The organism is Pseudanabaena sp. PCC 9330 (genome assembly GCF_055795045.1).
This window is the reverse complement of the sequence record NZ_JAYFES010000115.1, coordinates 327,078-344,593: the sequence shown is the minus strand read 5'-3', so window position 1 is coordinate 344,593 and position 17,516 is coordinate 327,078. Positions and strand designations below refer to the sequence as shown.

13 protein-coding genes are annotated in these 17,516 nt (G+C 58.3%); 8 read left to right on the top strand and 5 right to left on the bottom strand.

What is annotated here, in order from left to right; genetic code table 11:
- Positions 1-18 precede the first annotated feature (18 nt).
- Both folB and AC0QKW_RS18845 read right to left on the bottom strand, forming a co-directional pair.
- A complete protein-coding gene (gene folB / locus AC0QKW_RS18850) occupies positions 19-384 on the bottom strand; it encodes a dihydroneopterin aldolase (protein ID WP_473152628.1) in 366 nt (121 codons plus the stop codon).
- A gap of 191 nt (positions 385-575) precedes the next feature.
- Positions 576-1,751 carry an RNA polymerase sigma factor, RpoD/SigA family gene (locus AC0QKW_RS18845; RefSeq protein ID WP_473152627.1) on the bottom strand — a complete coding sequence of 392 codons (1,176 nt, stop codon included), beginning with the start codon at positions 1,749-1,751 and terminating at the stop codon, positions 576-578.
- A gap of 564 nt (positions 1,752-2,315) precedes the next feature.
- Between AC0QKW_RS18845 and priA the strand changes: the two genes are divergently transcribed.
- Both priA and AC0QKW_RS18835 read left to right on the top strand, forming a co-directional pair.
- Positions 2,316-4,904 (top strand): primosomal protein N', encoded by a 2,589-nt coding sequence (gene priA, locus AC0QKW_RS18840; protein WP_473152626.1) that lies wholly within the window; start codon positions 2,316-2,318, stop codon positions 4,902-4,904.
- A 607-nt stretch (positions 4,905-5,511) separates the two neighbouring features.
- Positions 5,512-6,315, top strand: coding sequence for a pantothenate kinase (locus AC0QKW_RS18835; protein ID WP_473152625.1), 804 nt, complete (start codon positions 5,512-5,514; stop codon positions 6,313-6,315).
- On the opposite strand, the gene AC0QKW_RS18830 is transcribed toward AC0QKW_RS18835, so the two are convergent.
- Positions 6,310-7,161, bottom strand: coding sequence for a M48 family metallopeptidase (locus AC0QKW_RS18830; protein WP_473152624.1), 852 nt, complete (start codon positions 7,159-7,161; stop codon positions 6,310-6,312). The genes AC0QKW_RS18835 and AC0QKW_RS18830 overlap by 6 nt on opposite strands.
- A gap of 286 nt (positions 7,162-7,447) precedes the next feature.
- Here AC0QKW_RS18830 and AC0QKW_RS18825 point away from each other — a divergent pair, with 286 nt between their 5' ends.
- From AC0QKW_RS18825 to purL, 6 genes are all read left to right on the top strand, one after another.
- Positions 7,448-7,984: a DUF4330 domain-containing protein gene (locus AC0QKW_RS18825; RefSeq protein WP_473153008.1), complete on the top strand. Its 537-nt coding sequence runs from the start codon at positions 7,448-7,450 to the stop codon at positions 7,982-7,984.
- Positions 7,985-8,058: 74 nt separating this feature from the next.
- Positions 8,059-9,099 carry a biotin synthase BioB gene (bioB, locus tag AC0QKW_RS18820; protein WP_473152623.1) on the top strand — a complete coding sequence of 347 codons (1,041 nt, stop codon included), beginning with the start codon at positions 8,059-8,061 and terminating at the stop codon, positions 9,097-9,099.
- A gap of 176 nt (positions 9,100-9,275) precedes the next feature.
- Positions 9,276-9,728 carry a hypothetical protein gene (locus AC0QKW_RS18815; protein WP_473152622.1) on the top strand — a complete coding sequence of 151 codons (453 nt, stop codon included), beginning with the start codon at positions 9,276-9,278 and terminating at the stop codon, positions 9,726-9,728.
- A gap of 48 nt (positions 9,729-9,776) precedes the next feature.
- On the top strand, positions 9,777-12,458 hold the full coding sequence (gene mutS, locus AC0QKW_RS18810) for a DNA mismatch repair protein MutS (RefSeq protein WP_473152621.1): 2,682 nt from the start codon (positions 9,777-9,779) through the stop codon (positions 12,456-12,458).
- A 62-nt stretch (positions 12,459-12,520) separates the two neighbouring features.
- Positions 12,521-13,150 carry a class I SAM-dependent methyltransferase gene (locus AC0QKW_RS18805; RefSeq protein WP_473152620.1) on the top strand — a complete coding sequence of 210 codons (630 nt, stop codon included), beginning with the start codon at positions 12,521-12,523 and terminating at the stop codon, positions 13,148-13,150.
- Positions 13,151-13,229: 79 nt separating this feature from the next.
- The gene (gene purL / locus AC0QKW_RS18800; protein ID WP_473152619.1) at positions 13,230-15,614 is read left to right on the top strand and encodes a phosphoribosylformylglycinamidine synthase subunit PurL; all 2,385 of its coding nucleotides are present in this window, start codon (positions 13,230-13,232) and stop codon (positions 15,612-15,614) included.
- 82 nt (positions 15,615-15,696) lie between these two features.
- Here purL and hydA read toward each other — a convergent pair whose 3' ends face one another.
- On the bottom strand, positions 15,697-17,112 hold the full coding sequence (gene hydA, locus AC0QKW_RS18795) for a dihydropyrimidinase (RefSeq protein WP_473152618.1): 1,416 nt from the start codon (positions 17,110-17,112) through the stop codon (positions 15,697-15,699).
- Between the two features lie 146 nt (positions 17,113-17,258).
- A complete protein-coding gene (locus tag AC0QKW_RS18790; RefSeq protein WP_473152617.1) occupies positions 17,259-17,507 on the bottom strand; it encodes a hypothetical protein in 249 nt (82 codons plus the stop codon).
- Positions 17,508-17,516 lie beyond the last annotated feature (9 nt).

The following is a 17,516-nucleotide window of genomic DNA, read 5'->3' as shown; positions in this document are numbered from 1 at the left end:
GTAAACGACCCTTTGCCCCTACTGGATTCTATCGCGGGTGATTTCTACTGCAACCTGGCCGGTGTAGTCGGGGATGGGCGGCGTGAGTTTGGTGACCTTGACCGTTACCCGATGAAGGCGTCGGTCAGAATCGAGGGCCATGGCAGCGATCGCCCCCGCCAGCCGCTCAATCAGCGCAAATTTCTCTTCGCGGATAATGCGCTGGGTGCCGTTGATCACGGTGCGGTAGTCGTGGGTGTCAGTGAGGCGATCGCTCTCGGTCGCCGCCGCCAAATCTAAATACAGAATGACATCGGCCTGAAACCACTGACCTAACACATTTTCTTCCGGTAGCGCCCCGGTATAACCAAAGGCACGCAGGTTAGTTAAATGAATAGCATCCATGCGATAGAGAGTTAATGGGGAGGGCTAGTTGCCGGTGCGATCCCCCCAGATACTTGTGACCAACACCTCACTCCCCCGCCTTAACCAGAAGATTAGGGGAGACTTTGGGCAAGGATTTCTGAGATGAAATGATTTGAGTGTCGCGAAACTCTGAGAGCACACGACCATTGAGGGCAAACAACCGTTTGCCCCTACTTGAGCCAGCCCTTGAGGCGAGCCGCCACCTGGGGACGGCGTAGCTTGCGCATGGCCTTGGTCTGGATCTGGCGCACCCGCTCCCGCGACAGGTTAAAAATGCCGCCCACCTCTTCGAGAGTATGGGTTTCGCCAGTCGCTAGGCCGTAGCGCAGGGTAATAATGTCTTTTTCGCGCTCCGTCAGCACCTCAGACAGCACGCTGGTGATTTCTTGGCGCATCATGTTTTCGCTGATCTTAGACTCTGGCGTCTGGGTGCTGCTGTCTTCGAGCAGTTCCATCAGCTCGGTGTCTTCACCTTTGCCAACGCGGTGGTTCAGAGAGAGCGATCGCCTGCGCACCTGCTGCAAACTTCTAAGCTGATCGACTGTGACATCCAATGCATCGGCCAACTCTTGCTCGCTGGGGTTGCGCTGTAGATCGCGCCGCAGATCGCGGTGGGCTTTTTTGAGCTTATTCAGCTTTTCCACAATGTGGATCGGCAAACGAATGGTGCGGGCATCGTTGGCGATGGTGCGAGTAATGCCCTGACGAATCCACCAGTAGGCGTAGGTCGAAAACTTATAGCCCTTATCGGGGTCAAACTTTTCGGTGGCGCGGTTAAGGCCAAGGGCTCCCTCTTGGATCAAATCGAGGAAAGGTACGCCTCGATTTAAATAGCGCTTTGCGATCGACACTACCAGCCGTAGATTAGATCGAATCATACGTCGCTTAGCCGTTCGACCCTCGTGCAGCTTTTGGGTAAACTCAGCTTCGCTGACCTTCATCTTTTCGACTAATTCTTGTCGAGTGGGCTTTCGACCCAGCTCTTTCTGAAGTTTCTCGCTGGCCGTCTCTACCTTAGATAGAAACCTAACCTGACGAGCCAGCTCGATTTCTTCGCTGGGCTTGAGCAGTGGGTAGCGCGCCATCTCTTTAAAGAAAGCGCCCACGGCATCGTCAGTAATGGTTTTGCTATAGCCCGACAGCCCCATCTCTGACATGGCTTCTGACTGAGAAAACTTAGCCAATACCTCGCGATCTTCATCCCATGCAGTGAGGTCGGGAGTAAGCTCGCCATCGGCGGCAGAGACCTTGTCGGCCACACGATTGAGGTCGGGAGCAAAGCCATCTAGCGCTTCGTCAGCCCAGGCAATAGAACTATCTCTGTCAGAGTTATATGTAGTAGTCATGGGGTAAATAGAACTGTATACCTACAGGGCTGAGCATGCAGATTTGAAGATTGAATATCAGGGTGCCCTGCCGATGGCAACCCCTCAGCAAAACCTCTTGATCTCAAACCGAATCTTTCGGATTCATTTTGTGTGTCCACAATACGAATTTTTCCAAGAATTCCCAGGCAATGTAACATTTCTTTGGCATCCTGCGTAGTGTAACAGCGAATCCAAAAAATGGGCGACAAACTCAAGGTAATCATTGGCCAAAAATTTGCTATCCTCGGGTGCTTCCTTAATCTATTGATCGTTATTCACGAAAATCACCCCGCCAGATAGCGTGATGATTGCTTGTTGTTGACCGGCCACGACTGCAAAAAATTTCTGTTTACACCCCAGGAGCAGTTTTCCACAAAGGGGAAAAGTTTTCCACAGGCCAGCATCTGTGGAACACATGAGGCTTTTGGGCTGAAAAATGGTGCGAATTAGAGTCTGAAAATAGCCCTGTAATCTAGGGCTAACGCTTCCGGCTGCTTCGCCCAGCTCTTACACTGGCAATGAGAATGTAGAGGATAAACGCGCGTGGGCCTTGGTGACAGTGAGACTCAGCCCCGTTGGGTCAACGTTTTAGTAGACTATGGCGGCCAGCCTGCGACCTATACCTACGAGATACCTAACGATCTAGAGGTGCAGGTGGGCGACATTTTGACAGTGCCCTTTCGTCACCAGAGCATTGGCGCGATCGCCCTGTCCCTGTCCTCAACGCTGCCCGCGAACCTACTGCCCAGCCAAATTCGCCCGGTGGAGGGCATCGTTGAGCAGCGGTTCTTTGCCCCCAGCTATTGGGCACTGCTGCAGCGGGTGGCGCAGCACTACCAGGTACCGATGATGCAGGTGCTCAAGACGGCCCTGCCACCAGGAATTTTGGCCAGATCCCAGCGCCGCATCCGGCTGCTGAACCCTGACCTCAACCAGGGCACCACCCGCCAAAGCCTGGTAGACGATTTGATGCGATCGCCCACCCGCGACTATACCTGGCAATACCTGCAAAAGCGGGGCCACAGCTATCGCACCCTACAGCAGCTCATTCAGCTGGGGGCAGTGGAGTCGTACCTGGCCCCGCCTGCCCCGCCTAGAGCTAAGCAGCGCCAGGCCGTCACCCTGGTCTGTGGCGACACCTTGCCTCCCGATCTCACCCCCCGCCAGCAAGACATTGTCACCACGCTGCGGCGGCAGGGGGGCGACCTCTGGCTCAGTGATGCCCTGCAACTGTGCCAAACCACTAGCCCTACCCTCAAGCGGTTAGGTCAAGCGGGCGTGTTGGTGATCGGGCCGCGCGAGCAGCTACGGGCGGAGGCGGGGCCACGGCTTGCCCCTGATCAGCCCAAGCCGCTGACCGCCGATCAGGCTGCTGCGCTGCACCTTATAAATGAGAGTAAGCAAGGTAGCCAATTTTTGCTCCATGGCGTCACTGGGTCGGGCAAGACTGAGGTGTATTTGCAGGCGATCGCCCCTCGCCTCGCCGGCGGCCAATCGGCCCTGGTGCTGGTGCCCGAGATTGGCCTCACCCCCCAGCTGACCGATCGCTTTCGCCGTCGGTTTGGCGATCGCGTCTGGGTCTACCACAGCGGTCTCTCCGATGGCGAGCGCTACGACACCTGGCGGCAGAGCCTGCGCCCCGCCCACCCCCTCGTCATCATCGGTACCCGCTCCGCCATCTTTATGCCCCTGCCCAACCTGGGGCTGATCATTCTCGACGAAGAGCACGACAGCAGCTACAAGCAAGATGTGCCTCCCTGCTACCACGCCCGCACCGTCGCCCGCTGGCGCGCCGAGCTAGAAAACTGCCCCCTGGTACTTGGCTCCGCCACCCCCTCCCTCGAAACCTGGGTACAGTGCCGGGGGCTGGGAGAGTTGTCCCCAACTACCGCGACATCCAACCGCAACCTAGGGGCACTGCCCACCACCAGCACCGACCGGGCTGAACCACCTGCTGCCAATAGTCACCTAGACTGCCCAAGTTCCCCAACTACAGAGAGTCTAGAGCCTCCATCGCCTCCCCCTCTCCCCTCTCCCCTACCCTGGACCTATCTCTCACTGCCAGAACGAGTCCAGGCCCAGCCGCTGCCCGAAGTGAAGGTCATCGACATGCGCGAAGAGCTGGAGGCAGGCAACCGCAGCATTCTCAGCCGCCCGCTGCAAACCGCCCTCACCCAAATGAAAGCCGACGGCAACCAGGGGCTGCTGTTCATCCATCGGCGGGGGCACAGCAGTTTTGTGTCGTGCCGCAGCTGCGGCCACGTGATCATGTGCCCCCACTGCGACGTATCCCTCTCCTACCATCAACCGGGGGCTAATGGCGCTATGACCCTGCGCTGCCACTTCTGCAACTACAGCCAGGGCCACCCCAAGCAGTGCCCCGCCTGTAGTTCGCCCTATCTCAAACATTTTGGCAGTGGCACCCAGCGGGTGGTGAATGCTCTGGCCGAAACTTTTCCAGAGTTGAGCTGCATTCGCTTTGACAGCGACACCACTCGCGCCAAGGGCTCGCACCGTGCCCTGCTGACTCGCTTTGCCGAGGGCGGGGCCGATTTGCTCGTGGGCACCCAAATGCTAACCAAAGGCATCGATCTACCTCAGGTCACCCTCGTGGGCATTATCGCCGCCGATGGACTCCTATATATGAATGATTATTGGGCCAGCGAACGGGCACTGCAAATGCTGATTCAAGTGGCAGGGCGGGCGGGGCGGGGTGACCTGCCGGGTCAGGTGATTTTGCAAACCTACACCCCCGAGCACCCGGTGATCGAAGCCGTTACCGGCCACGCCTACGAGGGTTTTATCGCCGCTGAGTGGGCCCAACGGCAGCTATTGCAGTACCCCCCCGCCGGGCAAATGGTGCTGCTGCGGCTGAGCAGTTCCGACGAAAAAGCGGTGCAGCAGACTGCCCAAGCTCTGGCCCAGCGGGTCACCCAGCAGTTAACCGGTACAGCCTTTCAACTACTGGGGCCAGCCCCAGCCCCTATTCCTCGGGTGGCCCAGCGATTTCGCTGGCACCTGGTGGTCAAAGGGCCATTGGGGACGCCGCTCCCTGAGTTGCAGAGCCTCAAGCAGCACTGCCCGGTCGCAGTCAGCCTCACGATCGATGTCAACCCTTTGAACTTAGCCTGAAGATAGGGCTCAACTCACTACCCTTAAGCCTATTCCTATGTCCTTGTTTTAGGCCAGATTGCTAACATTGCAAACCACTGTAAAGACGAATCACAATCCGTTAACTCCTTTCGATCGCCTCTTGGGGTGTGTTAGTTTAGATATATAGAAAACAACTGAATAGCTCCGGCCTAACTCGGTTTAATTGTATTTACGAGCTGGCGTTTAGTTCGGAATAACCCCAAACCTCGCTTGCCAACAATCCATTTTAAGGTTGCCATTGCTGGCTATACCTAACCCAACTGTCGGTCAGACAACGGATTGTCACGAGCACTGTAGTTTAGTGAGTTTGCTAATTCTGCTTAGTTCTTCGCTTTTTTCTAAGCTGTTTCGATCGATTGAGCAGCCATTCCAGCCACGGCAATCCTTCTATTGTCTGGCCTATGTCAAGATAACGCCTTAACGAAGAGTGGCCAAGATGGTCACTCTTCAGTTGTTTAAAGAGATATTTTTGGCAAGCAGTTTTTTTATTGAACAGAAAAAGTTAGATGCTCAGCTGAGGCGAGATCAGGTCGCAGCAATCCCTTTCAATTTTTCTCATTCCTTGACATAAGTTAGTAGTCTTAGCATGGGCGAGAGGCAAGATTTTTGGCTGGGGCTGATCATTGGTAATACCCGCTGGCACTGGGGATTGTTTGAGGGCGATCGCTGGCTAGGCGGCTGGCATACCCGCCAGCTTTCAGAGGTAGAGGCGCGATCGCTCCTATGCACGCCCCTTACCACGGCCTTTCTTGCCCTTGACCCATCCCTCAGGCTGCCCGATCTTCCCAAGACCCAGCCAAATCTATGGGCGGCCTCGGTGGTGCAGGCTCCCCTAGGATGGCTGGTGGATGATCTGGCGGTTCACACTGTAACCCTGGCGGCAGTGCCCCTGGGCAACACTTATCCCAGCCTGGGCATCGATCGCGCCCTTGCCCTGGTGGGGGCCGGGGCGGTCTACGGCTGGCCCGTGCTGGTGATCGACTGCGGCACAGCGATCACCTTTACCGCTGGAGCCGATCAGAGCTTGATTGGCGGTGCTATTTTGCCGGGGCTGCGATCGCAGTTTCGCGCTCTGCACACCGACACCGATCAGCTGCCTCTGGTAGATAACTTGTCCCAGGGCTGGCCCCAGCGGTGGGCTAGGGATACGACAGGGGCGATCGCGAGCGGCATTCTGTATACCCAACTAGCTGGGGTACTCGACTTTATCGGCGCATGGCAGGCCGAGTACACTGCTGGTGCCGTGGTGATCACCGGCGGCGACGGCGGCATTATCGCTGCTGGCCTAGAGCGACAAACCCCAGACCTAGCCCAGCAAATCAAGCTGGATCTGGATCTGGGGTTTTGGGGGTTAAGGGTCTGCCGAGGGCGATCGCTGGCCTCCCTATAGACCGCTGGTACGGCTGCGGTAGGCTGCGGCATCCAGGCCAGCGCCGGTATTGGTGTAAGTGCCTGAGTTGTGCATGGCCTGAAGGTTGCTCACCCGGTTACCGGGGTTGGGGTGGGTGCTCAAAAATTCGGCGGTACCCCGACCCCCCTCAAGCTTTTGCATAAAGCTAATAAAACCTGTGGTGTCGTAACCCGCCCGACCCATATTGTGAAAACCACGGCGGTCGGCATCGTACTCGGCCTCGCGGCTGTTGGGCAACTGCAGAGCCAGTTGTACACCCAGATTGACCATGGCGTCTTGGCGTACCCCCAGGCTACCGGCTACACCGCTGGCTAGCGCTTGCTGCCGCATTTGGTTGATAGCATGGCGTCCGGTAATGTGGCCAATTTCGTGGGCCATCACCCCCGCCAGTTCGGCCTCGTTGGCAGCGGCGCGAATTAACCCAGTTTGAACATAGACAAACCCGCCGGAGGTGGCAAAGGCGTTGACGCCGTTGTCATCGACGACCTGAAAGGTATAGGGAATGCTAGGGCGATCGCTGGTGGCCGCCAGCCGCTGGCCAATCTCATTGATATAGCTGTTGATGGCAGGGTTGCGGTTGTAAACACGCACCCCCTGGGCCTTGAGTTGGCGATCGATTTGGGTGCCCAGGGCGACCTCATCGCGGTCAGATAGGTTGCCCAATTGCACGTAGCGAACGCCCTGAAGCAGCAGCTCAAAAATGCTGGCGTGGGACGGTGTCGGCGTCGCTAGGCCAATGGTGACAGCCATGATGGTGGCCATCAAGCCATACAGCCCACGCCGAAATAAAGAGTTTTTCTTAAACAAGGTGAGAGGAGAGAGCATAGCAGCGCCTCGCGTGCGGCGGAGGGTCATAACTATAACTATCTTGCCCGGCCTAGCGGTTTGCGGCCACAGTCAGTGGTCAATAATAAATTTGGCACCATCTTATTGCGATGGCCACTGATGTCAGAACGCCAACCCTGACCAATGGTGAGACCACGTGCTTATGGCCTGCATCTTCGCCTGGCGGGCTGGGCAAATGCCCCAAAAGAGTCGGCCTATGATTCAATGGTATCGGCATTCTCCTGTGCTGCAAAGACCTAATCACCCCGTCGAGGGCACCCCAGCCATGACTCTTCTTGACTCTAAAGGCCGCCTGTTTGGCAAAGTCAGCATCTTAGATGTGGCGGCAGGCTTAATCATTTTGATGGTGCTGTTTGGCATTTTTCTCTACCCAGGCACCTCGGGGTCGGTGGCACAGGTCGGAGCCGTAACTAAGCCCGTTGAGGTCGATGTGATGGTGCGGGGGCTGACTTCTTCTAACCCAGAGGGGCTGTTTCAATCGATCCAAAACTCTGAAACCACCAACATCATTATTCGCAACCAGCCCTACGGCCAAGTCAAGATCAAAGAGGTGAGAAAGCTACCCCGCAGCACCGTAGCGCCCCAGCCCGACGGCACCGTGCTAGCTCTGCCCGACCCTCGGCCTGAGCTCAACTACACGATTGATATGCTGATCACCCTAGAAGACAACGCTCAGATTACCGACACGGGGCCGGTGTTTGGCAACAGCAAAGTCAAGGTGGGCACCCAGATTGAGCTCGATGGTGACCTCTACAACTTCAACACCAGCACCGTTGACGTGCGAGTACTAGAGAATAGCTAGGAGATCATCTCTAGGGTGTCAGTTTCTAGGACAATAGAAGCCTCAGTTCACCCACAGCCCTTGGCCTTTTTGCTATGACTGTTACCTCTCTCGCTACCTCCCGCACTGACTGGCAAACCCTGGCAGACCAGGCTCTAGCAGGGGAGGTGATCAGCCGTGAGCAGGCCCACAGGGTGCTCGCGGCTCCTGACACTGAGCTGCTCGATCAGCTGGCGGCGGCCTACCGGGTGCGACGGCACCACTGGGGCAATCGGGTGCGGCTGCATTTTTTGCTTAACGCCCAGAGTGGCCTCTGCCCCGAAGACTGCCACTACTGCTCCCAGTCGAAGATCTCCTCGGCGGAGATTGAGAAATATCCCTTTATGGCTCAGGAGAAGATTTTAGCGGCGGCGGAGCGGGCCAACAGCCTCAAGGCAGGCACTTTTTGTATGGTGATCTCGGGGCGATCGCCCTCTGACCGCGTCTTTGGTGAAGTGCTCGATGCTGTGCGCCAGGTCAAGGCCCGCTACCCCATGAAAATCTGCGCCTGCCTGGGCCTGCTCGATGAGACCCAGACTGAGCAGCTAGCGGCGGCGGGGGTAGACCGCGTCAACCACAACCTCAATACCAGCGAGGCCAACTACGGCGACATCTGCACCACCCACACCTTTCAAGACCGGCTAGAAACCATCCAGGCAGTGCAGGCGGCGGGCATGACCACCTGCTCCGGCGGCATCTTTGGCCTGGGCGAAAGCCACGACGATATCATCGACATGGCCCTAGCCCTACGGCGTCTGGGGGTGACCAGCGTACCGCTGAACTTTCTCATTCCCATTGACGGCACACCGTTAGCAGGTCGGCAAGACCTGAACCCGCGCCAGTGCCTCAGAATTCTCTGTCTCTATCGGCTGCTGCTGCCCAGTCAAGAGATTCGCATCGCTGGAGGGCGTGAGGTGCAGCTGCGCCAGCTTCAGCCCCTGGGCCTCTATGCCGCCAATTCCATCTTTGTCGGCGACTATCTAACCACTCCTGGCCAGGCCGCCCAGGCCGACTACGCCATGATCCGCGATGCGGGCTTTGTGCTGGAAGGGCCTGATGGCAATGAGATCGGCCTGCCTTCGCTCGCCCCGCTATAGGCGACCCTTCTCCTTCTTGGGGTAGACCTGGCGAGGGGCCGATGTCTCCCGATGGGGTGAGCGATAGTCATGGGTCACCCTGCTAGGGTAGAGCCTACCTTCACATCGTGAGGGTAGCTGCGGCTTAGCCTGGGAGGTAGACTGTGCAATATCGGCGAAAACAACCTGCGAACAGCATGACTCGGGGCACTAAGGGGCTGATCAGCTACTTTGTGATGTTTTTTGCCATCGGCTTTTTGCTGCTACAGCTCTTTTCTCGGGTTGTGTGGACCTTTGGAGACTCATCAGAGGCCGGGTTTCGCAGCATCGCGGCGGCAATACTGCCGCTGATGATATCGGCTTACTTTGGGTTTATTGCGCGTCCGCGCATGCCGGTGAGGGATAGTCGTGCCCCGATCATCAATAACTTCATTATTTTTCTACTGTGGACTGTGGTTGTCATCGGCGTCGATCGCAGCATTGGTATTGCTGTCTTTCCCCTGGCTGAGTTGCTCTACTCTATTACTCTGGCGGCCATGCTGTGGCGCTATCGCTATCTCGATTCGTTAAAGTCGCTGATCGCCGCCTGCTACGGCATTTTAGCCGGTGCTCTGGCAGCCATTATTATCTTTGGCGGACTGGTGATCTAGGGAATGACTGTGCAACACTGCTGAACAGCAGCCCCCTAACGTCAATCTATGTCTGGTTCTTCCCCCGCCGCCGGTCAGCTCCCCATTCCAGAACGGTTAGCCAAGCACACCGTGCGCTACGCCGACCACCACTCGGTGAATTGGGACGACCTGACGCCGATGATGCGCCACTACGTGGAGATGAAGGAGCAGTATCCCCACGCTCTGGTGCTGTACCGGGTGGGCGATTTCTTTGAGACCTTTTTTCAAGATGCGATCGCGATCGCCCGTGAGCTAGAGCTCGTCCTCACCAGCAAAGACGCCGGTAAGGCGATCGGGCGGGTGCCCCTGGCGGGCATTCCCCACCACGCGCTGGACCGCTATTGCACGCTGTTGGTGGAAAAGGGTTATGCGATCGCCATCTGCGACCAGGTTGAGGACCCCGCCGTAGCTCAGGGCTTGGTCAAGCGCGAAGTCACCCGCGTGATCACCCCCGGCACCGTGATCGAAGAGGGCATGCTCAGCGCTAGCCAAAACAACTTTTTGGCCTCGGTGGTGGTGGCCGGGCACCACTGGGGCCTCTCCTACGCTGACGTCTCTACCGGGGAATTTCTCACCACTCAGGGCGAAGACCTCGACCAGCTCGCTCAAGAACTGCTCCGGCTCCAGCCCGCCGAGGTGCTGTTTCCGGTAGATGCGCCGAACTTGGGGGCTATGCTCAGACCGGGGGATCAATCCGATCAACTGCCGAATTGTTTGCCGCGACAGTTTTGCTACACCCTCAGGCCCCAAGGCCCCTACAGCCAGAGTGAAGCCCGCCAGCGCCTGCTCCAGCGATTTCGGCTCAGGTCGCTGGAAGGGCTGGGCTGCGATCATCTGCCCCTGGCGGTGCGGGCGGCGGGGGGCCTGCTGCACTATGTGGAAGAGACTCAAAAGACCGTACAGGCTCCTCTGCAACCCCTCTGCACCTACACCCTGGCCGCTTACCTGGTGATCGACCACCAGACCCGCCGCAATCTAGAGATCACCCAAACCCAGCGCGACGGCACCTACAACGGCTCGCTGCTCTGGGCGCTCGATCGCACCGTGACGGCCATGGGCGGGCGCACCCTGCGGCGCTGGCTGCTGCAACCGCTGCTGGATGTGAAGGGCATTCAGGCGCGACAGTCCACAATCATGGAACTCTTGCAGGACGGCAACCTGCGGCAAATGCTGCAACACAAGCTCAAGCAAATTTACGACCTAGAGCGGCTGGCAGGAAGAGCGGGTTCGGGCACGGCGAATGCCAGGGATCTGGTGGCCCTAGCAGATTCTTTCTTGCGCTTGCCCGATTTGGCGGCCCTGGCCGAACAGGCGCAATCCCCCTATCTGCAAGCACTTCAGTATGTGCCGCCAGAGCTAGAGCAGCTGGGTCAAACGCTGCGATCGCACCTGGTCGAGACCCCACCCCTCTACCTCACCGAAGGCCACCTGATTCGCGATGGGGTGAATGCTCAGCTCGACGACCTGCGGCAGCAGGCAGTGGACGACCAAAAGTGGATCGCGGAGCTAGAACCCGCCGAACGCAAGCGCACCGGCATTTCTACCCTCAAAGTCGGCTTTAACAAGGCATTTGGCTACTACATCAGCGTCTCCCGTGCCCGCGCCGACCAGGCCCCAGACGACTACATTCGCAAGCAGACCCTCACCAACGAAGAGCGCTACATCACCCCCGAACTCAAGGAGCGAGAGGCGCGGGTGTTCAACATCGAGTCTGAGATCAACGCTCTGGAGTACGAGATCTTCAACCAGCTGCGCGACAAAGTGGGCGAACAGGTCGAACTGATCCGCAAAGTCGCCGCCGCCGTCGCCGCCGCCGATGTGCTCTGTGGACTGGCGGAAGTCGCCATCTTCCAGGGCTACTGTTGTCCAGAAATGGATGAGAGTCGGGCGATCGCCGTCACCGAGGGCCGCCACCCAGTCGTCGAGCAACTCCTTCCCGCTGGCTTTTTCGTGCCCAATTCAAACTTTATGGGCACGCTTCCGGCAGATCGCGACGCCGCTCATCCCCAAGACCTGATCATTCTCACCGGCCCCAACGCCAGCGGCAAGAGCTGCTACCTGCGCCAGGTGGGGCTGATTCAGCTGATGGCGCAGATGGGCAGTTTCGTGCCAGCGAAGGCGGCCAGGCTAGGGGTGTGCGATCGCATCTTCACCCGCGTCGGTGCCGTAGACGACCTGGCCAGCGGCCAGTCTACCTTTATGGTCGAGATGAACGAGACCGCGAATATTCTCAACCACGCCACGCCCCGATCCCTGGTGTTGCTCGACGAAATTGGCCGGGGCACCGCCACCTTCGACGGTCTCTCGATCGCCTGGGCGGTGGCCGAGCACCTGGCCGTCGAGATTGAGGCCCGCACCATTTTCGCCACCCATTACCACGAACTGAATGAGCTAGCAGCCCTCATTCCCAATGTCGCCAACTACCAAGTCACAGTCAAAGAATTGCCCGACCAAATCATTTTTCTCCACCAGGTACAGCCCGGCGGAGCCGACAAATCCTACGGTATCGAGGCCGGGCGGCTAGCGGGGTTGCCCAGTTCGGTGATCCAGCGCGCCCGCGACGTTATGCGCGAGATCGAGCGCAACAGCACGATCGCCGTGGGCCTGCGGGGAGAGGTACCCAAAGCCACCAAACCCCGTCGCCGCGCCAGAGATTTAGCCGCCACCTACGATCCATCAGAACAGCTCGACCTATTTGGCAAGCCGTGAAGTTTGCCGTGGTGACAGCACACTATCGTTTGCCGCCGTCAATTCAGGGGGAGCTAACGACCATGCATTCTGATCCTGTTCAAAGCGAATATGCGCATCTTGCGTCTCGGTATGATCGCCGTTGGTCGTTTTATGTAGATGCAACGGTTGAAGAAACGATACAGCGTCTAGATCTCAATGCTCACGAACGTATCTTAGATCTTGGCTGTGGAACAGGAACTTTAATTCAGAGACTTTTGCACTTAGCGCCAGAGCTAGAGATTGTCGGCTTAGATCCTTCCGCAGAGATGCTGAGTGTAGCTCGGCAAAAATTACCACAGTCCGTTGAGTTGCAAGTTGGTAGTGCCGCTAATATTCCTTTTCCAAACGATAGCTTTGATCGAGTCATTTCAACGAATGCGTTTCATTACTTCCGCAATCCTGCCCAGGCGATTCAAGAGGTGAAGCGAATTCTTAAACCCAATGGTCAGCTCGTAATTACGGATTGGTGTGATGATTATTTAACATGCCGCATCTGTGATATTTTTCTAAGCCTTTTTAATCGCGCTCATTTTCGCACCTATGGCATCAGTGAATGTCATGCAATTCTTCAAGGTGAAGGATTAGCCCAAATTTCAGTTGAGAAATACAAAATCAATTGGTTTTGGGGCATGATGACAGCAACGGCTACCAGGGAAGCAGCTACACCATAAACGACCCAGCTAGAGCGCACTGTCAAACCAAACCCCCCATTGGGGCTAAGATCGTTAAGCACCTCAATCCCTCATCAGCATGACTGCCCAAGCTGCCGCCCCCTTCAGCCCCGACGAAATTGCCGCCGAAGGCATCAAGCCCGACGAGTACGACGACATTGTGCAGCGTCTGGGTCGCCACCCCAACCGGGCCGAGTTGGGCATGTTTGGGGTGATGTGGTCAGAGCACTGCTGCTACAAAAATTCGCGCCCGCTGCTCAAGCAGTTCCCCACAGAGGGGCCGCGCGTTCTGGTGGGGCCGGGGGAAAATGCTGGCGTGATCGATGCGGGCGACGGTCTGCGGGTAGCCTTCAAAATCGAGTCCCACAACCACCCTTCGGCGGTCGAACCGTTTCAGGGAGCGGCTACCGGGGTGGGTGGCATTTTGCGCGACATCTTCACCATGGGGGCGAGGCCGATCGCCGTACTCAACTCCCTGCGGTTTGGCGATCTCAATGACGCCCGCACCCGCCGCCTCTGCCAGGGCGTAGTCTCGGGCATTGCCCACTATGGCAACTGCTTTGGGGTGCCCACCGTGGGTGGCGAAGTGTATTTTGACTCGGCCTACAACGGCAACCCACTGGTGAATGCCATGGCGATCGGCATTATGGAAACCGACGAGATCGTGAAGTCGGGGGCGGCGGGTCTGGGCAACCCGGTAGTCTATGTGGGCTCGACCACCGGGCGCGACGGCATGGGTGGGGCCAGCTTCGCCAGCGCCGAACTGACCGATGAGTCGGAGCAAGATCGCCCTGCCGTGCAGGTGGGCGATCCGTTTCTAGAAAAATCGCTGGTGGAAGCCTGTTTGGAGGCATTTAAGACGGGGGCGATCGTCGCCGCTCAAGATATGGGGGCGGCGGGCCTTACCTGCTCCACCGCCGAGATGGCGGCTAAGGGCGGCGTCGGCATCGAGCTGGATCTTGACCTGATCCCCGTGCGCGAAACCGGCATGGTGCCTTACGAATACCTGCTGTCAGAGTCTCAGGAGCGGATGCTGTTTGTGGTCGCCAAAGGCCGCGAAGCCGAGGTGATCGAGATTTTTGAGCGCTGGGGACTGCACGCCGTGGTGGCTGGCACCGTAATCGCCGACCCCATCGTGCGGATTTTGTTTCAGGGCAGCATTGCTGCCGAAATTCCGGCCTTGGCGCTGTCAGAGAATACGCCGATCTACCACCGCGAACTGCTGCCCGAGCCACCCGCCTACGCCCAAACCGCCTGGGCCTGGCGCGAAGACAGCCTGCCCCCCTGCTCGCTGTCAGGCATAGCCCTGCCTGACACGGGGGAAATTTCCTGGACTGGGGTTCTCCATCGGCTCTTGGGTCAGCCCACGATCGCCTCTAAAGCCTGGGTCTACCGCCAGTACGACCACCAGGTACAAAACAACACCGTGCTGCGCCCTGGCCAGGGCGACGCCGCCATCATTCGCCTGCGGCCCCAAGAAGCAGTTCCTGGGTATCAACCCGGCGCTGTGGCGCGAGGCCTCGCCGCTACCGTAGACTGCAACGCCCGCTATGTGTACTTGAACCCCTACGAGGGTGCCAAAGCTGCCGTGGCCGAAGCCGCCCGCAACCTCAGCTGCGTCGGTGCCCTGCCCCTGGCGGTAACCGATAATCTGAATTTTGGTAGCCCCGAAAAACCCATTGGCTATTGGCAACTGGCCAACGCCTGCCGGGGGTTGGCCGACGCCTGCCGCGAGTTTGAGACCCCGGTGACCGGCGGCAATGTCTCCCTCTACAACGAGACCGTGGATAGCCAGGGCAACCCCCAGCCTATCTACCCCACCCCCGTGGTCGGCATGGTGGGGCTGATTGACGACCTCACCTACACCTGCGGCCAGGGCTGGCAGCAAGCCGGGGATGTGATCTATCTGCTGGGGATTCCGGTGGAACAGTCCACGACAGCTACAGCAGGCGATTGGCCCCTAGTCACCCTGGGCGGCTCGGAATATTTAGCCGGGGTACAGGGGCTGGCGACCGGCCACCCCCCGGTGATCGATATGGCCCTCGAAAAACGGGTGCAAGCAGCCTGCCGCCACGGCATTGCCCAGGGTTGGGTGCGATCGGCCCACGACTGCGCCGAGGGCGGGCTAGCGGTAGCCCTGGCCGAATCTTGCATCGGCGGTGAGTTGGGAGCGATGGTGCAACTGCCCCTGGCTACGACCCAGACCGATCACCGCTGGGATCGACTGCTGTTTGGCGAAGGTGGCGCGCGCATTGTGGTTTCCGTCAACCCAGAGCACCAGGCGGAGTGGGAAGCCTACCTAAGTCAGCAACTGGCTGAGACCTGGCAGATGCTCGGCACTGTGCAGGGCGAGACTCTGACTGTAACAACCGAGGAGGGGCAGGCGGTGATTGCAGACGGTGTTGCGGCTCTGGCGGCTACCTGGTCGGGGGCGATCGCCCAGAAGCTGTCAGGCGATCGTTAACCTCTGTCGGATAGCGTCCCCTCCTGGGAGGGGACGATCAGCCTGTTTGCCCAAATAACATTCTTTGTCGAACTTGCGATCGCTACAGTACGCGCCCCGACGCCCCGCGCGGCAAATACTCGCCCATGCCCGATCGCCCTAGCCATTCATCCCCATCCACAATGCACTGGCCGCGCAAAAAGACCTTTTTTACCTTGCCGGTGACCTCGCGCCCCTCAAACAGCGAATAATCGACCAAAGAATGGTGGGTGCTAGCGCTGAGGGTGTGGGTTTCGTTGGGGTCAAACAGCACCAGGTCGGCGTCGCTGCCGACGGCGATCGTGCCCTTGCGGGGAAACAGGCCAAACATTTTCGCCGGGGCAGTTGCGGTGAGCTGCACAAAGCGGTTGAGGTTAATGCGCCCCGCCCTCACGCCGCCGTCATAGAGCAGGGTGAGGCGCAGCTCTACCCCAGGGGCACCGTTGGGGATGCGGTTAAAGTTGTCGCGGCCAAACTGCTTTGACTTGAGAATGCCCAGGGGGTTTTCATTCATACAAAAAGGGCAGTGGTCGGTGGCGACCAGCTGCAAATCGTCGAATTGCAGGCCGCGCCAGAGGGCGTGCTGGCAGTCGTGATTGCGCAATGGCGGAGTCATCACGTATTTGGCCGCCTCAAAGCCGGGGGCATCGTACTCCGACTCATCCAGAAATAGGTAGTGGGGGCAAGTTTCGGCAAAGGCATGGATGCCGCGATCGCGCGCTTCCACCACTGCATCTAGTGCCTCCTTAGCCGATAGGTGCACAATGTACACTGGCACCTCCGCCAGCTCCGCAATGCGAATCACCCGGTGGGCGGCTTCGCCCTCCATCAGGCTAGGACGGGTGAGCTGGTGGTACTTGGGCGAGGTGTTACCCTGCTCCAGCGCCTCTTCGATTAAAGCCTGGATCACCACCCCATTCTCAGCGTGGAGATTGACCATGCCGCCATGGTCGCCCGTGCGGCGCATGGTTCTGAAGATGTCGGCGTCGTCGACCATCAGTACGCCGGGGTAGGCCATGTAGAGCTTAAAGCTAGAGACCCCGTCGTTGTTGATTAGATCAGGCAGTTCCGCCAAAGATTCCGGATTAATGTCGGTGAGAATGACGTGAAAGGCGTAGTCAACACAGCACTGGGGTTCGGCGGCGGCCAAGCGGCGATCGAGTGCGGCCTTGGGGCTGTCGTCGTGGAACTGCTGGGCAAAGTCGATGATCGTAGTAGTGCCACCAAAGGCCGCCGATCGCGTACCGGTTTCAAAGGTGTCGCAGGTGTAGACATCGTTGCCCATGGGGGTTTCCATGTGCACATGGGCGTCGATGCCGCCGGGCAGTACGAGCAGCCCAGCGGCATCATGGCGCTCGGCATTCTCTACCGAGAGCTGGCGACCAATGGCCTCAATGCGACCATCTTGAATGAGAATGTCGCCCACGTAGTCGTCTACGGCGGTGACAATGCGACCACCCTGAATCAGTACCGAAGTCATAGCAAGCCTTTTAAGTCGAAAGGGCTGACCGCTGGGGCCAAGCTGCGCTGCCCGGATAAGCGAGCGGCGAGGCGTTGCTATGACTATAGAGATGCGTCTAAATCTTGCCCATTAAATAATTGTGCAGGAAATAGCTGTGCAGCATCCTAGCTGCGATAGTGCAGTTCTTCCAGCCAGACCCGCAGTTCGTCGGCGGAAGCATGGTCGATCGCCAAATGGGTAATGGGGTCGTAGGCATTCCACAGGGTTTCACCCTGGGTATTGTTGGCCTTCCACACTCGCGGCTCTGAGGTGGCTTCGAGGTGGGCCAGTGCCCCTTGCCAAAAGTTAGCTAGCTGAGCCACCAAGCTGGGAGCAGGGCTGGATTTATGGATGGGCCAATAGCTGGTGTTCATAGCAGATCT

Excerpts from the sequence above, each read along its gene's own strand:
- AC0QKW_RS18845 (WP_473152627.1), bottom strand. The coding sequence starts at position 1,751 with ATGACTACTACATATAACTCTGACAGAGATAGTTCTATTGCCTGGGCT.
- AC0QKW_RS18790 (WP_473152617.1), bottom strand. The coding sequence starts at position 17,507 with ATGAACACCAGCTATTGGCCCATCCATAAATCCAGCCCTGCTCCCAGC.
- AC0QKW_RS18825 (WP_473153008.1), top strand. The coding sequence starts at position 7,448 with ATGACTCTTCTTGACTCTAAAGGCCGCCTGTTTGGCAAAGTCAGCATC.
- bioB (WP_473152623.1), top strand. The coding sequence starts at position 8,059 with ATGACTGTTACCTCTCTCGCTACCTCCCGCACTGACTGGCAAACCCTG.
- mutS (WP_473152621.1), top strand. The coding sequence starts at position 9,777 with ATGTCTGGTTCTTCCCCCGCCGCCGGTCAGCTCCCCATTCCAGAACGG.
- AC0QKW_RS18830 (WP_473152624.1), bottom strand. The coding sequence starts at position 7,161 with ATGCTCTCTCCTCTCACCTTGTTTAAGAAAAACTCTTTATTTCGGCGT.
- folB (WP_473152628.1), bottom strand. The coding sequence starts at position 384 with ATGGATGCTATTCATTTAACTAACCTGCGTGCCTTTGGTTATACCGGG.
- AC0QKW_RS18815 (WP_473152622.1), top strand. The coding sequence starts at position 9,276 with ATGACTCGGGGCACTAAGGGGCTGATCAGCTACTTTGTGATGTTTTTT.
- AC0QKW_RS18835 (WP_473152625.1), top strand. The coding sequence starts at position 5,512 with ATGGGCGAGAGGCAAGATTTTTGGCTGGGGCTGATCATTGGTAATACC.
- AC0QKW_RS18805 (WP_473152620.1), top strand. The coding sequence starts at position 12,521 with ATGCATTCTGATCCTGTTCAAAGCGAATATGCGCATCTTGCGTCTCGG.
- purL (WP_473152619.1), top strand. The coding sequence starts at position 13,230 with ATGACTGCCCAAGCTGCCGCCCCCTTCAGCCCCGACGAAATTGCCGCC.
- hydA (WP_473152618.1), bottom strand. The coding sequence starts at position 17,112 with ATGACTTCGGTACTGATTCAGGGTGGTCGCATTGTCACCGCCGTAGAC.